Annotated in this window: 15 protein-coding genes; 4 read left to right on the forward strand and 11 right to left on the reverse strand. The window is 75.6% G+C overall.

Annotation, left to right across the window (positions count from 1 at the left end; all coding sequences use genetic code 11):
- Window positions 1-161: 161 nt before the first annotated feature.
- The 3 genes from aroF (at window position 162) to AB0L25_RS08240 (ending at window position 3,359) form a co-directional block, all read left to right on the forward strand.
- Complete coding sequence (gene aroF / locus AB0L25_RS08230) at window positions 162-1,208, forward strand: 3-deoxy-7-phosphoheptulonate synthase (RefSeq protein WP_500169880.1); 1,047 nt, start codon at window positions 162-164, stop codon at window positions 1,206-1,208.
- Window positions 1,209-1,442: 234 nt separating this feature from the next.
- On the forward strand, window positions 1,443-2,420 hold the full coding sequence (locus AB0L25_RS08235) for an EamA family transporter (RefSeq protein ID WP_500169882.1): 978 nt from the start codon (window positions 1,443-1,445) through the stop codon (window positions 2,418-2,420).
- Window positions 2,421-2,474: 54 nt separating this feature from the next.
- Window positions 2,475-3,359 carry a DUF5954 family protein gene (locus AB0L25_RS08240; protein ID WP_500169884.1) on the forward strand — a complete coding sequence of 295 codons (885 nt, stop codon included), beginning with the start codon at window positions 2,475-2,477 and terminating at the stop codon, window positions 3,357-3,359.
- Between the two features lie 38 nt (window positions 3,360-3,397).
- Here AB0L25_RS08240 and thiI read toward each other — a convergent pair whose 3' ends face one another.
- The 8 genes from thiI to AB0L25_RS08280 all read right to left on the reverse strand — a co-directional run bounded on the left by thiI (window position 3,398) and on the right by AB0L25_RS08280 (window position 10,925).
- The gene (gene thiI, locus AB0L25_RS08245; RefSeq protein WP_500169886.1) at window positions 3,398-4,633 is read right to left on the reverse strand and encodes a tRNA uracil 4-sulfurtransferase ThiI; all 1,236 of its coding nucleotides are present in this window, start codon (window positions 4,631-4,633) and stop codon (window positions 3,398-3,400) included.
- 106 nt (window positions 4,634-4,739) lie between these two features.
- The gene (locus AB0L25_RS08250) at window positions 4,740-5,765 is read right to left on the reverse strand and encodes a 6-phosphofructokinase (RefSeq protein ID WP_500169887.1); all 1,026 of its coding nucleotides are present in this window, start codon (window positions 5,763-5,765) and stop codon (window positions 4,740-4,742) included.
- A gap of 165 nt (window positions 5,766-5,930) precedes the next feature.
- Complete coding sequence (locus AB0L25_RS08255) at window positions 5,931-6,380, reverse strand: SCO6045 C-terminal-like domain-containing protein (protein ID WP_500169889.1); 450 nt, start codon at window positions 6,378-6,380, stop codon at window positions 5,931-5,933.
- Window positions 6,377-7,243: an MbnB/TglH/ChrH family RiPP precursor modification enzyme gene (locus AB0L25_RS08260; protein WP_500169891.1), complete on the reverse strand. Its 867-nt coding sequence runs from the start codon at window positions 7,241-7,243 to the stop codon at window positions 6,377-6,379. The genes AB0L25_RS08255 and AB0L25_RS08260 overlap by 4 nt, the downstream gene beginning before the upstream one ends.
- A complete protein-coding gene (locus AB0L25_RS08265; protein ID WP_500169894.1) occupies window positions 7,236-8,123 on the reverse strand; it encodes a TIGR04222 domain-containing membrane protein in 888 nt (295 codons plus the stop codon). The genes AB0L25_RS08260 and AB0L25_RS08265 overlap by 8 nt, the downstream gene beginning before the upstream one ends.
- Window positions 8,124-8,236: 113 nt before the next feature.
- Window positions 8,237-8,890 carry a response regulator gene (locus AB0L25_RS08270; RefSeq protein WP_500169958.1) on the reverse strand — a complete coding sequence of 218 codons (654 nt, stop codon included), beginning with the start codon at window positions 8,888-8,890 and terminating at the stop codon, window positions 8,237-8,239.
- 36 nt (window positions 8,891-8,926) lie between these two features.
- Window positions 8,927-10,105 carry a MacS family sensor histidine kinase gene (macS, locus tag AB0L25_RS08275; RefSeq protein ID WP_500169960.1) on the reverse strand — a complete coding sequence of 393 codons (1,179 nt, stop codon included), beginning with the start codon at window positions 10,103-10,105 and terminating at the stop codon, window positions 8,927-8,929.
- A 19-nt stretch (window positions 10,106-10,124) separates the two neighbouring features.
- Window positions 10,125-10,925, reverse strand: a complete 801-nt coding sequence (locus AB0L25_RS08280; RefSeq protein ID WP_500169896.1) for a lysophospholipid acyltransferase family protein — start codon at window positions 10,923-10,925, stop codon at window positions 10,125-10,127.
- 369 nt (window positions 10,926-11,294) lie between these two features.
- Between AB0L25_RS08280 and AB0L25_RS08285 the strand changes: the two genes are divergently transcribed.
- Window positions 11,295-12,269 carry a hypothetical protein gene (locus AB0L25_RS08285; RefSeq protein ID WP_500169897.1) on the forward strand — a complete coding sequence of 325 codons (975 nt, stop codon included), beginning with the start codon at window positions 11,295-11,297 and terminating at the stop codon, window positions 12,267-12,269.
- A 5-nt stretch (window positions 12,270-12,274) separates the two neighbouring features.
- Here the strand turns inward: AB0L25_RS08285 and AB0L25_RS08290 are convergent, their stop codons facing one another.
- The 3 genes from AB0L25_RS08290 to AB0L25_RS08300 form a co-directional block, all read right to left on the reverse strand.
- Window positions 12,275-12,496, reverse strand: a complete 222-nt coding sequence (locus tag AB0L25_RS08290) for a ferredoxin (protein WP_500169899.1) — start codon at window positions 12,494-12,496, stop codon at window positions 12,275-12,277.
- Window positions 12,493-13,188, reverse strand: coding sequence for a cytochrome P450 (locus AB0L25_RS08295; RefSeq protein WP_500169901.1), 696 nt, complete (start codon window positions 13,186-13,188; stop codon window positions 12,493-12,495). Before AB0L25_RS08295 ends, AB0L25_RS08290 begins: the two co-directional genes overlap by 4 nt.
- 272 nt (window positions 13,189-13,460) lie before the next feature.
- The gene (locus AB0L25_RS08300) at window positions 13,461-14,165 is read right to left on the reverse strand and encodes an endonuclease/exonuclease/phosphatase family protein (RefSeq protein ID WP_500169903.1); all 705 of its coding nucleotides are present in this window, start codon (window positions 14,163-14,165) and stop codon (window positions 13,461-13,463) included.
- Window positions 14,166-14,192 lie beyond the last annotated feature (27 nt).

Here is a 14,192-nt window from a genome sequence, read left to right on the forward strand (position 1 = left end):
TATCTCTTTTGGTTCGACCAGCCCGGACGGCTGGTCTGCCAGGCGCTGCGCTGACAGACCACGAACGAGAAGCCCCGGGCCGGTCGGCCCGGGGCTTCCGTCGTTTTCAGGGGATGGCCGCGGGACCGCCGGGCCCGCGGGACGAGGAGAGGGAGTACGGCATGGTCATCGTCATGGCCCCGGGGGCCACCGAAGCGGATGTCGACGGCGTCGTCTCACTGGTCGAGACGGCGGGGGGCGACGCCTTCGTCAGCCGCGGCGTGGAGCGGACGATCGTCGGGCTCGTCGGCGACGTCGAGCAGTTCGGCTCGCTGAACCTGCGCGGGATGCGCGGCGTCAGCGACGTCATCCGGATCTCGGCGCCCTACAAGCTGGTCAGCCGGGAGAACCACGCCGAGCGCACGGTGGTCCGGGTCGGCGGCGTCCCCGTCGGCCCCGGCACGATGACGCTGATCGCGGGGCCGTGCGCGGTGGAGACCCCCGACCAGACCCTGCAGGCCGCGCAGATGGCCAAGGCCGCGGGCGCGACGCTGCTGCGCGGCGGCGCGTTCAAGCCCCGCACGTCCCCGTACGCGTTCCAGGGGCTCGGCGAGGCCGGCCTGAAGATCCTCGCGGACGTCCGCGAGGAGACCGGGATGCCGGTCGTCACCGAGGTCGTGGACGCCGCGGACGTGGAGCTCGTCGCGTCCTACGCCGACATGCTGCAGATCGGCACCCGCAACGCGCAGAACTTCGCGCTGCTGCAGGCCGCCGGGGAGGCCGGGAAGCCGGTGATGCTCAAGCGCGGGATGAGCGGCACCATCGAGGAGTGGCTGATGGCCGCCGAGTACGTCGCGCAGCGCGGCAACCTCGACATCGTGCTGTGCGAGCGCGGCATCCGGACGTTCGAGAAGGCGACCCGCAACACCCTCGACATCTCCGCGGTGCCGGTGGCGCAGCGCCTCTCCCACCTGCCGGTGATCGTGGACCCGTCGCACTCCGGCGGCAGCCGCGACCTCGTCCTGCCGCTGACCCGCGCCGCGATCGCGATCGGCGCCGACGGCGTCATCATCGACGTCCACCCGCACCCGGAGACCGCGCTGTGCGACGGCCCCCAGGCGCTCGTGGACGGCGACCTGCGGGAGCTGGCGAAGGTGGTGCGGGACCTGCCGCCGATCGTCGGCCGGACCCTCACCCAGGACCCGGACGTCGACGCCGTCCCCGCCTGAGCCGGCGCGCGGCCGCGCGGTCGGCCGGGCGTGCGGAACGGCTGGTAATGTCGGGGACATGGCGTACTGGACCCCGAACTGCGGGCCGCCCCGCTCCTGACGGGGCGCGGCGAACCATCGGTAGTTCCGACCTCTGAGTCCTGACGGGCCCGGCGCGAGCGCGCCCCGGCCCGGCCAGTCCTGCGCCCCGAATCCGGATTCCCTCTCCCGATTCGAGCACAGGAGCAGCACTCCGTGTCCTTCCGCACGCTCTCGTTCCGCATGTCCGCGCGCCCGTCCGCGCACGCGTCCCCGTCCGAGCACTCCCCCGGCCCGTCCGGGCGGGGCCTGCCGGGCGGGGGCGCCCTCCCGATCCTTGCGGCCGCGTCCCTGTGGGGGACGACCGGCACCGTCCGCACGTTCGCGGACGGCGCGTCCAGCCTGTCGGTCGCCGCGATGCGCATCATCCTCGGCGGGCTGGTCCTGCTGGCCTCCGCCGTCCTGGTGCGCGGCGCCGCCCGCCGCGGGGCGGGCCTGCGGCGGCTCGCCGCCGACCGCCGCGCCCGCCCGCTCGTCCTGCTCGGCGCCGTCGCGATCACCGTGTACCAGACGGCGTTCTTCGTGGCCGCGGCCCGCACCGGCGTCGCGATCGCGACCGTCGTCACCATCGGGTCCGCGCCCGCGTTCGCCGGGCTCATCGGCGTCGTCGCGGGCCGCACCGCGCCGACCCGGCGCTGGACGGTCGCGACCGCCGCGGCCGTCGCCGGGTGCGCGCTGCTCGTCGGCGGCGGCGAGGACGCCGGCGCCGACCTCGCGGGCATCGCGTTCGCCGCCCTGTCCGGTCTCGCGTACGCGTCGTACACGACGGTGACGTCCGTCCTCATCGTCCGGGGCGGCGACGAGCGGGCCGTCGTCGGCTCCCTGTTCGGGGTCGCGGCCGTCCCGCTGCTGCCCGTCCTGCCGTTCGCGGGGTCGGGGTGGATGCTGACCGGCTCGGGCGCGCTCATCGCCCTCTACCTGGGAGTGGTCGCGACCGGGGGCGCCTACCTGCTGTTCGCGCGCGGACTGCGCACCACCCCGGCGACGGCGGCGACGACGCTGACGCTTGCCGAACCGGCGGTCGCGGCCGTCCTCGGCGTCGTCCTGCTCGGCGAGCGGCTCGGCGGCCTCGCGCTGGTCGGCCTCGCCCTCCTCGCCGCCGCGCTGGTGCTGATCGTGCTGCCGCGGAAGTAACGATTGGTCTGAACCACTCGCGGTACCGGGCCCCCGGCGGGGATGATGGCCCGCATGACGACGGGCGAGGGGGACGCCGGGGGACGGCTGTTCCCGGAGGACCTGGACGGCGTCGACCCGGTGGCCGCGGTGCTGCGGGCGGACGCGCGCCGCGCCATGACGGCGTACCCGGAGCCGGTGGTCGTCGGCGCGCTGTTCGCGGCGGCCGAGCGGGTCGCGGACGGGTGGCGGCTGGTGTGCCCGTGCGATCCGCTGCCGCAGGGCGCACGGGAGCTGCTGGCCGTCCACCTGGAGGACCGGGCCGCCGCGGAGGCCGGCGCCGCCGCGCGGGAGCTGCGGGCGGCGGCGCGGGCGCTGCAGGCGGACCCGTCCGACGAGGTGACGGCGGCCGGGCGGCGGTTCCGGATCGTGCGGATCGAGCAGCTCGTGCGGACCGGACCGGACGGGCCCGAACCGCCGCGGCCCACGGACCTGGATCCGTCCGGGCGGGTGCCGCGCGGGGAACCCGACCTGCTGCCCGGCGACGGGACCGACCCCGACCTCACCTCGGCGGAGCTGCTGTGCCAGGTGCTGGACGCGGCGGCCGCCGCCGGGAACGAGCCGGACGGAACGTTCCTGACGCCGGTGCCGCTCGCCCCGGTGTTCACGGTCGCCGAGCGGGGCGGCGGGCGGTGGCGCCCGGTCGGCCGGCTGCACGACGGCCCGCAGCAGGCCCGCGACTCGCTCGTCACGTACTTCCGGCACGTCGTCCCGGTGATCGAGCGGCCCGCGGAGGCCGCCGCCGCCGAGTTCGCCGCGGCGGCCGAGCTGATGGAGGACGGCACGGGCCGCAACGGCATCACGGTCGCCGGGCGCCGGTTCCGGGTGGTGCGGATCGAACGGATCACGCTGCTCGGCCCGGACGGCCCGGAACCCCCGCGCCCCGGCGACCCCCGCTAGCCCCGACCCTCCGGGCGCCGCGCACGCCGGTCCCGGGGTCAGGAGGCGGCTGCGTCGCCGTACACCGGGCGGTGCTCCTGGACGGACTCGGCGAGCTGGTCGGCGAGCTCGCCGACGTCGAGCCGCTTCTCGATCTGCCGCAGGTCGTCGATCTTCGCGCGGGTCTCGGCGCGGCGCGGCGCGAGCATCGTGCAGCAGTCCTCGTCGGGCAGCTCGGAGATCGACAGGGTGCGGATGCGGCGCGCCTGGTCCATGATCTCGATCTTGTCCATGCCGACGAGGGGGCGCAGGATCGGCAGCTCGACCGCGTCGTCCAGCGCGGTGATGTTCGCGAGCGTCTGGCTGGACACCTGGCCGAGCGCGTCGCCCGTGATCAGCGCGGACCCGCGCAGCCGGCGGGCGAGGACCTCGCCGGTGCGCAGCATCAGCCGGCGCTGCGCGATCACCGCGAGCCGGTCCGCGCCGGACGACTTGATCTGCTGCTGCGCCTTGCCGAACGGGACGACGAACAGCCGGGAGCCGCCCTGGAACTTGTCCAGCTCGCGGACCAGCGCGTACGCCTTGTAGATCGACTCGGGGCCGGTGAACGGCATCCCGGAGAAGTGCAGGTAGTCGACGCGCAGGCCGCGGCGCATCATCCGGTAGGCGGCGACGGGCGAGTCGATGCCGCCGGACATCAGCACCAGCGCGCGGCCGCTCATCCCGACCGGGAGGCCGCCCTGGCCGGGGAGGCCGCCGGAGAACACGAACACCTCGTCGCGGTCGACCTCGATCGACAGGGTGTGCTCGGGGTCCTTCAGCTTGACCGGCTGCCCGTACTTCTGCGCGACGAGCGCGCCGATGTGCCGGTCGAGCTCGGTGGAGGTCATCGGGAACCGCTTGTCGCGGCGGCGCGAACGGACGGCGAAGGAGCCGACGCGGCCGTCCATCAGTTCGAGGGCGGCGCGCTCGACGCTCGCGAGGTCCTTGCCGACGCGCCACGCGCGGTGCGCCCACACGATGCCCATGACGTCCCCGATCCGCTGGGCGAGCCGGTCGACGGTGGGGACGTCGGCGTCCTTCATGCGGACGACGAACACGCCGTGGCGGCGGATGACGTCGACGCGGGCGATGGGGCGGACGGCGGCGCGGACGTTGTCGGCCAGCCGGCGCTCGAACTGCTCGCGGTTCTTGCCCTTGAGGACGACCTCGCCCAGTTTGAGCAGCACGCACGGCTCGCCGTCGACCGGCGACTGCTCCCGGACGACGGCGGGCGCGGCGTCGAGCGTGGTCATGCGAATCCTCCTGGCGGGCGGCGTACGGGGGTGGGCCTCCAGTGTGGCCCAGAAGCCGCAACGCCGCGACCGACTATCCCTGTTCCCGCCAGGAGGAATTACTTCGTCAGCCGAAGAAGACCTCGGCCTCCGCGTACCGCTCCAGCGGGACGGTCTTCAGCTCCTTGGTGGCCTCGTCGAGGCCGACCCGGACGATGTCGGTGCCCTGCAGCGCGACCATCTTGCCGTAGTCGCCGTCGCGGACGGCGTCGATGGCCTGCAGGCCGAGGCGGGTGGCGAGCACGCGGTCGAACGCGCTCGGGGTGCCGCCGCGCTGGATGTGCCCGAGCACGGTGGCGCGGGCCTCCTTGCCGGTGCGCTTCTCGATCTCGTCGGCGAGCCGCTGCCCGATGCCGCCGAGCCGGACGTGCCCGAACGCGTCGCGCTCGCCGGTCTGCAGCTGCATCTGCCCGTCGATCGGGTGGGCGCCCTCGGACACCACGATGATCGGCGCGTAGCGGGTCTTGAACCGGCTCTCGACGTACTCGACGACCTTGTCGATGTCGAACGGCCGCTCGGGGATCAGGATGACGTTGGCGCCGGCGGCCATGCCGACGTGCAGCGCGATCCAGCCCGCGTGGCGGCCCATGACCTCGCAGATCAGCGCGCGGTGGTGGCTTTCGGCGGTGGTGTGCAGCCGGTCGACGGCCTCCACCCCGATGTTCACCGCGGTGTCGAACCCGAACGTGTAGTCGGTGGCGTTCAGGTCGTTGTCGATGGTCTTGGGGACGCCGACGACGTTCACGCCGCGCGAGTGCAGCTCGCGCGCGACGCCGAGGGTGTCCTCGCCGCCGATGGCGATCAGGGCGTCCACGCCGAGCCCGGCGAGGTTGTCCTTGATCCGCTCGACGCCGCCCTCGACCTTGATCGGGTTGGTCCGGGACGAGCCGAGGATCGTGCCGCCGCGCGGCAGGATGCCCCGCACGGCCTGGACGTCCAGGGCGACGGTGTCGCCTTCGAGGGGGCCGCGCCATCCGGCCCGGAAGCCCACGAACTCGTACCCGAAGACCTGCACGCCCTTCCGCACGACCGCGCGGATCACCGCGTTCAGGCCGGGGCAGTCCCCGCCGCCGGTCAGCACTCCGACCCGCATGCCGTCTCCTTCTCCCGCCACCGGACTCCTCCCTCGGTTCACGTGCCCGGCCTCGTTGCCGGCGCGTGCGTTCACCGGCGCGTTCACCGGTCGTCCCGGCGCGCCGCCATTGGTCTAGACCATAGTCGTTGCGGGGCTGCTTGGGCACGTCCGCCGCGAACCGCGTCAGCGGCGGCGCGCGAGGACGCGCACCCGGCCGCGGACCGCCACCGCCAGCCCGCCGGGCACCCGCCGCATCCCGACGGCGCGGGGCCGCGGGGCGCCCTCGCGGCCATACGACCATCGCGCCTCCGCCATGGCCAGTTCCCGCGCCGCGCCGGGCGCCAACTCGTGCCGGTGGGCGCGGGCGAAGTCGCGCCCGTCGCGGGCCGCTCCGCGCGTGGGCCGCTCCGCCGCCCAGGCCGCGAACGCCTCGCCCCAGGACGTCCCGTACGACGCGGCGAGCGCGGGCCAGGCGTGCGCGACCTCCCCGGCCCGTTTGCGCAGGATGCTCCGGGCGGCGGCCCGGACGGCGTCGCCGTCGAACCCGGCCGGCATCGGCCCGCCCGCCGTCATGGCGCGCACGAGCGCCTCCTGCGCCGCCGCCAGGTCCGCGTCCAGGGGCTCCCCGGTCATGTGACGCGGGGGTGGCCGGACGCGTCGGCGACGGCGTCGAGTTCGTCCCGCAGTGCGGCGGCGGGCGGGTAGCGGCCGTCGCGTTCGAGGAGGAGGCCGGGCGGGCGGCGCCGGGCGCACAGCTCGGCGACCAGGTCCAGGACCTCGGGGGGGACGGGCGCGGTGTGGGTGTCGTGGTACCGGCCGCCCGCCTGCTCGCCGCCCGCGACGTGGCAGTACGCGACGCGCTCCAGCGGCAGGCGGTCGATGAGTTCGAGGGGGTCCGCGCCGCGGTTGCGGGCGTTCGCGTACACGTTGGCGACGTCGAGGAGCAGCAGGACGCCGGTGCGCTCGACGAGTTCGGTGAGGAAGGCGGCCTCGTCGTACTCGGCGTCCGGCCAGTCGAACAGCGCGGCGATCGGCTCGACGGCCAGCGGCACCGGCAGGCCGTCCAGGGTGCGGCGGACGTTCGCGGTGAGGACGTCGAGCGCGGCGCGGGTGCGGGGCACCGGCAGCAGGTGCCCCGCCTCGACGCCGCCCGCGCGGACGAACGCGACGTGCTCGCTGACGAGGGGTGCGCCGAGCGCCTCGGCGCACGCGGCCAGGTGCGCGACCCGTTCGGCGGACACGGGTTCGGCGCCGCCGAGCGACAGCCGCACCCCGTGCGGGACGACCGCCGCGCCGCGGTCGCGCAGGGCGAGCAGGGCGGGGTCGGGCCGCGCCGGCCGGACCGACTCGGCGATCACCTCGGTGAACCGCAGCCCCGGCAGCGACGCCACGAACCCGCCGATCGCCGGGCGCCAGCCGATGCCGACGCCGAGCCCGGCGGGCGCCGCGTCCCGTCCGTCCGCGCCGGTCCGGCCGTCCGCGCCGGGGTCAGCCACCGCAACCGCCGCACCCGCCGCAGCCCCCGCATCCTCCGCCGCCGCACCCGCCCGCGGCGCCGGCGTCGCTGCCGTAGAGCTTCTCGATCCCGGTCGCCGACGCGAACTCGGGGTCCGCTCCGGCTAGGGCCGCGGGCCCGAACAGCGCCACGCCGACGGCCACCGACGAGGCGCCGTAGGTCTTCCAGGACGGGGAGTTCGACGGGTTCAGGTGCGCGTGCCGCCCCTCGTGCGCCTGGAGCGCCCGCGTCCCCGCGCCGGTGCGGCGCCAGGGGTCGGCCAGCAGCGCGAAGAGCGAGAGCGTGAGCAGCGAGTAGATCACGAGGCCGGCGATGAACTGCGCCTCCGGCAGGGCGCCCGAGCGGAAGGCGTCGACGCCGAACAACGCGCCCAGGACCAGGGCGGCGAGCATCGGCAGCGCGGCGCGGCGCCGGGCGGCGTGCTGCGCCGACGTGAAGAACAGCCCCGCGCGCTCCAGGTCGTGCCGCAGGGCTTCCAGGGCGGCGCGCACCGCCGTGGACTCCTTCAGCTCGGGCAGCTTGGCCCCCTGCCGGATCGCCTCGTACACGGCGCCGTCCAGCGGCTCGCCCGCGCGCCTGGCGGTCGGGGTGACGCGGGCCTCCGCGTCGTCGGCCGCCTCGATCGTCCCCTCCATGCGCAGGACGGCCAGCGCGGTCAGGACGGCGCGCCTCTCCTCGCCCTGCAGCATGGCCGCCTCGTAGAGGCGCAGTTCCCGGTCCGGCGGCGTCCCCCGGGAGACGCGGCGGCGGACGACGAGCGCCAGGACGAACGCCCCCACCGCGGCGGGGACGCAGACGACCCAGAAGAAGGCCGCGCCGGACGCGTCCAGCGTGGCGGCGATCGACGGCGCATCACCCATGCCCGCACCTCTTCGGTCCAGTTTTCAGTTCGTCTACCGTCTTGGACGCGCGGAGACGCGGTTGTGTTCCGCGTCACCCGCGTCCGCCGGTCCCCGCCCCCGGAAAACCGCACTCAGCCCTTGCCGAGGTCGTCGTCGAGGCCCTTCTCGATCGCGTAGCGGACGAGTTCGACGCGGTTGTGCAGCTGGAGCTTGCCGAGGGTGTTCTGCACGTGGTTCTGCACTGTGCGGTGGGACAGGACGAGGCGCTGCGCGATCTGCTTGTAGGTGAGGCCCTTCGCGACCAGGCGCAGGACCTCGGTCTCGCGTTCGGTGAGCCGGGGCGCGCCGTCGTCGGCGTCGCGGGCGGGCGCGGCGGCGAGGCGGCGGAACTCGCCGAGGACGAGCCCGGCGAGGCCCGGGGTGAAGACGGCGTCGCCCGCGGCGGTGCGCCGGACGGCGTCCAGGAACTCCTCGCGGGCCGCCGACTTCAGCAGGTAGCCGGTGGCGCCCGCCTTGACGGCCTCCAGCACGTCCTCCTGCTCGCCGCTGGCGGACAGCACCAGCACCCGGACGGGCGGGTCGGCGGCGGCGGCGAGGTGCCGCGTCACCTCGACCCCGGAGATGTCGGGCAGCTGCAGGTCGACGACGGCGACCTGGGGACGCGCGGCGGCGGCGACGCGGACCGCGGTGCGGCCCTCGCCGGCGGTCGCGACGACCTCGTGCCCGGCCTCGGCGAGGTCGCGGGCGACCGCGTCCCGCCACATCGGATGGTCGTCCACCACCATGACCTTGAGGGGAACGTCGCTCACCCCCTCACCCTCTCACGCCTTCCGCGGGGGGCGCGGAACGGTCATCTCGATCTCGGTGCCCTCGCCCGGCGCGGACGTGATCGCCGTCGTGCCGCCGAGGTCGCGGACGCGCCCTCGGATCGACTGGGCGACGCCGAGACGCCCGTCCGCCGCCGCGCGCTCGAGGCGTCCCGCCGGCATGCCCGGCCCGTCGTCGCGGACGCTGACGATCACCTCCCCGCCGCCGTCCTCCAGCAGCACCCAGGCCCGGGCGCCGTCGCCGCAGTGCCGCGCGACGTTGTCGAGCGCCGCGGCGACGGCCGCGTCCAGCTCCCGGGCGGCGTGCTCGGGCAGCGGGACGGGCGTCGCGGGCGTCGACACGGTGACGGTTCCGGACGTGCGGGCGGTGAGGAGCGGCCGCACGTCCAGTTCGTCCCCCGCCGCGGGGGCGGGGCCCGGACGTCCGGTTCCGGCCATCGCGCGCGGCGGCGTGCGGGGCGCGCTGCCGATCAGGGCGCGCAGCGCGGTCTCCTGCTCGCCCGCGAGCCGGGCCAGTTCGGCGGCCTCGCCGTCGAGCCCGGCACCGCGCCGCCGCACCATCGCGAGGACCTGCAGCACCGAGTCGTGGATGTCGCGGGCGAGCCGCTCGCGCTCGCGGGTGGCCGACTCAAGCTCGACCGCGCGGGCGAGCCGCGCCTCGGCCTCGCGGGCCAGCCGGACCACGTGCCCGACGACCAGGCCGGCGAGGCCCAGCAGCACGATGCCGTTGAAGGTGCGGCCGCCGATGCCGCCGGCCGTCCCGGCGAGCACGTGCACCAGGAAGTTCGCCAGCGCGAGGATCCCGGCGGCCGCGATGCCGAGCCGCCGGCCGCCCACCACCGCCCATGACAGGACGGCCGCCGCGACCCACGACACCGGCAGCGTCGGGCGTCCGGAGGCGATGCCCGCGACGCTCTCCACCCAGGCGGTCGCGAGCACGCAGCCGGACGCGACGGCCATGTCGGCGGCCAGCAGGGCGGGGCCGCGGCGGCGCGGGTCGCGGAACAGCAGCCAGGCGGCGACCGTCCAGCCGGCCATGGCCGCGAGGACGGCCCAGCCCCCGGCCGGGTGCGCGTAGCCGCCCGCGTTCTTGACGATCAGCACCGCGGCGTAGCAGAAGGCGGCGGTGCGGTAGACCGCGACCGCCCGCCACAGCGCGGCCTCCAGGCCCAGGCCGCCGCCGCGGTCCGGTTCACCCGCCGTCGCTCAGCCCTCCGTCGCGGTCGCGCCGCGCGGCGTCCCCGTTCTCGGCTCCGTCCTCGTTCTCGTCCTCGTCCTCGTCGTCGTCGCGGACCGGGCGGACCGTCTTGCCGGCCATCTCCGCCTTCACCTCGGCGGCGTACCGGTCGACGTACTCCTGGCCGGACAGGTCCCGGATGGCCTGCATGATCTCGTCGGTGATCGCGCGCAGCACCTCCCGGTCGTCCTCGCGGCCGTAGTAGCGGGAGAAGTCGAGCGGCTCGCCGAACCGGACGCCCGGCCGGACCCCCAGCCGGGGCAGCGGCCTGCCGGACGGCATCAGCTCGAACGTGTTGATCATCGCCATCGGGATCACCGGGACGCGGGACTTCAGCGCCAGCCGCGCCACCCCGGTCTTCCCCCGGTACAGGCGGTTGTCGGGGGCGCGCGTGCCCTCCGGGTAGATCCCGAGCAGCTTGCCCTCCCCCAGGATCCGCAGGCCCGTCTGCAGCGCGGCCTCGGCGGCCGAGCCGCCGGTCCGGTCGACCGGCACCACCCCGACCCCGGTGAAGAACGCCTTGCTGATCAGCCCCTTGATCCCCTTGCCGGTGAAGTACTCGCCCTTGCCGATGAAGAAGATCGGACGCATCAGCGGCAGCGGCCCGAAAAAGTGGTCGGCGAACGAGAGGTGGTTGCTCACCATCAGCGCGGGCCCGCGCTTCGGCACGTTGCGCATCCCCTGGTTCCGCGGCCGCCACAGCAGGTACATGATGGGCGAGAGGACGATCCTCAGCAGGATCCAGAACCAGAGCATGCCGACACCCTTTCTTTACCGCGCGTGCATGCGGTGTGCGAGCCGAGTACCCCGGCCCGGGGGGAAGATGATGGGATATCTTCGCATCCCGCCCCCGAGCCGCCCACCCGGCCGCCCCGGTAGGCCCGGCGGGCCCGCCCGACGCGGCGCGCCGCGCCGCCGGATGGCCGTACTCTCTCTACGTAATCTCAATTCGGGTGCGCCCGGGGGCTTGTCCCGCGCGGCGCAGCGAATACCGTGGGACACACGTTTCATTGTGTCCGGGGGCGCCGCCGCGTGCGGGGCGCCGCCGGACGCACCTGTCGATGGGGGAGCGGAGGCCGCCATGCCGGTGCTGCCGGTCACGCCGGAGTCGAAGGAGCCGGCCCCGTGAATCGCCGTGGCAACGGCCTGTCGGCCGACACCTACGCTCCGCTGGTCGATCTCGCCCCGCACCTCGCCGACGCGATGCTGACGGCGCTGCGGGACGCGGGCGTGGCCGCCTACGCCGTCCCGCCCGGGACGGGCGCCGCGGACGACCCGGGCCGCGCCGCGGGCGCCGTGCCCGACGGGCCGCGCGCCGCGGACGCGTCCGGCCGCGCCGCCGAGGACGTCCTCGACCGGCTGTACGTGGACGTCGAGATGAAGCCGGCCGCCGAGGGGATCCTGCGGGCCCACCTGGCGCGGCTGCGCGACGCGGGCGTGCGCGGCTCCGACCCGGACGCCGACCGCACCGACGCCGCGCTCACCGACCCGGGCCTCAAGGACACCGGTCTCAAGGACCCGGGCCCGACGGACGCCGGGCGTCCCGACGCGGGGCGCGCGGACGGCGGGCGCGCCGACGCCGACCGGCCCGAGTCCGGCGCGTCGGACGGCCCGGACGCGCCCGGCGCCGCCGACGCCTCCCCCGCCGGCACCGCCGAACGCGACGAGGACGCCATCTGGGCCGAGATCGTCGCGGGGTTCGACGCCGTCCCCGAGGGCGACGAGATGCCCTGGCCCGACCAGGAGAACATCGACGAGCCGCCGGAGCCGCCCGCCGAGGGCGACGACCGCACCGGCCGGCTGCCCCGCGCCCGGGTGATCAAGCCGGCCGCGGAGCCGGAGTTCCCGGCGGAGGACGACGAGGGGCACTACGTCCCGCCGCCGCCCCCGCCGCTGCCCGCCGCCGACCCGCTCACCAAGGGCGCGTGGGTCGCGCTCGTCGGCGGTCCCGTCTACCTGCTGGTCACCGTCATCCTCGACTGGGAGGTCCCCGGCTGGGCCGCGTTCCTCGCGGTCGCGGCGTTCATCGGCGGCTTCGTGACGCTCGTCCTGCGGATGGGCGACGAGCCCCGCGACGGCGACGACGGCGCGGTCGTCTGAGCCCCTCACCCCGGTTCGGTCAGGACGATCACGCGGTTCGGGCAGGCGTCCGCGGCGCGGCGCGCGGACTGGAGCCGCCCGGGCGCCGGTTCGGCGTTCAGCAGCACCACGAGGCCGTCGTCCTCGTCCTGGTCGAACAGGTCGGGGGCGTTGTAGGCGCACTGGCCCGCGCCCCGGCACGCGTCGCGATCGATGCTCAGCCGGCCCGCGGCGGTCGGCCCGCTCACTCCCGCTCCCCCGACCATGTCACCGGCAGGGCGTGCACGCCGTACACGACCGAGTCGCGGAACACGATCTCCTCGGGGGCGCAGGCCAGGGCGAGGCCGGGGAGGCGTTCCAGCATCCGGGCGAACGCGATCTCCATCTCGACCCGGGCGAGGGTCTGGCCGATGCACTGGTGCGCGCCGAACCCGAACGCGACGTGGTGGCCCGGCGGACGGGACGGGTCGAAGGCGTCGGGGTCGGCGAACGCGCCGGGGTCGCGGTCGGCCGCGGCCAGCGCGACGACGACGCCCTCCCCCGCCCCGATCGTCACGCCGCCCACCTCGACGGGTTCCCTCGCCACGCGCTGCGTGCCGCGATGGACGATCGTCAGGTACCGCAGCAGTTCTTCCACCGCCGGACGGACGAGCGCGGGGTCCGCGCGGAGCCGGGCCGGTTCGGCCGGGTGCCGCAGCAGCGCGAACGTGCCGAGCCCGATCATGTTGGCGGTCGTCTCGTGGGGGTGGGTGTCGTTGGCGCTGAGCCGGGGGTCGGCGAGGACGGCCCGCACGTCGGCGAGCCGCGACACCATCCAGTGCTCCGCCCCGTCGGGCGTCCGCACCCGGACCGGCGGCCCGTCGAGCAGCGCGGCGTACTCCGCCGGCGGATGGAGGGGGTCGTCGCGATGGACGGGAAAGGGCACCGCGGGACGTGCCATGGAGATCCTCCGGAATCGTCGGGGCCACGTTCACGGTAACGGTCCATGGAATTGCGTCAACGCCACATTTCGGAAGCGCATTATGCGCGGGTTCGCCGACCCTGGCGTTGACCGGCGCGCTCGCCCCCGCGGGGAGGGGGGCCGGATAATTCCGGCGCCCACGATGACCGGCCGCCCAGGGGCGCCACCTGCGGAAATGCTTTTCGGGTGGACGACAAAGCACGTTCGTGCGGACGAATTGGGCGGTTAATTATTTGTGGCCCGGCGGTAAGTCAGGGAAGGCGAAGATCGGCGACCACCGGGCGGTGGTCGGTGGCGGCGGCGTAGTCCGCGGTGGGCGCCGTCTCGTCGCCGGGAACGCCGCACCCGATGATCTCGACGTCCGGGTCGGCGAAGACGCCGTCGATGCGCCTGCGGGGGGCGCGGGCGGAGAACGTCGCCGCCTCCCCCGCCGGGGCGACCGCGTGGCCGTCCCGCAGGCGCTCCGCCAGCAGCGACCAGGCGGGGCCGCCGGGCTCCTCGTTGACGTCCCCGGCCAGCACCACCGGCGCCGCGTACCGCTCGCGCGCCCGGTCCAGCAGGTCGAGGATCTCCCGGACGTGCCGCCGGCGGGGCTCCGCCGCCAGGTCGAGATGCGTGGACGCCGCGACGAGCCGGGACCCGCCGACCTCCAGGACCGCGACGACCAGCGCCCGCCGGTGCAGATCCGGCTCGGGGGTGAGCAGGTGGAACTCGCGGCCCGCCCGGCGGACGTGCGGGGCCGCGAGCACCGCGAGCCCGCACGCCCGGCGGCCCGCCGCGACGACCGTCTCGCAGTCGCGGGCCAGCCGCCGCCGCTTGCCGCGCCAGCCCCAGAACCGCGGGACCTCCTGCAGGCACAGCACGTCCGGCCGGACCGCGCGGACGACCCGCGCCACCGCGGCGGGGTCGTCGCGCAGCGACCGGACGTTGTAGCTCATCACGCGCAGGGACGTCACCGGGCCGCGCCCCCGGTCACGTCGCGC

This window comes from Spirillospora sp. NPDC052242, from assembly GCF_040679555.1.
Classification (GTDB): domain Bacteria; phylum Actinomycetota; class Actinomycetes; order Streptosporangiales; family Streptosporangiaceae; genus Spirillospora.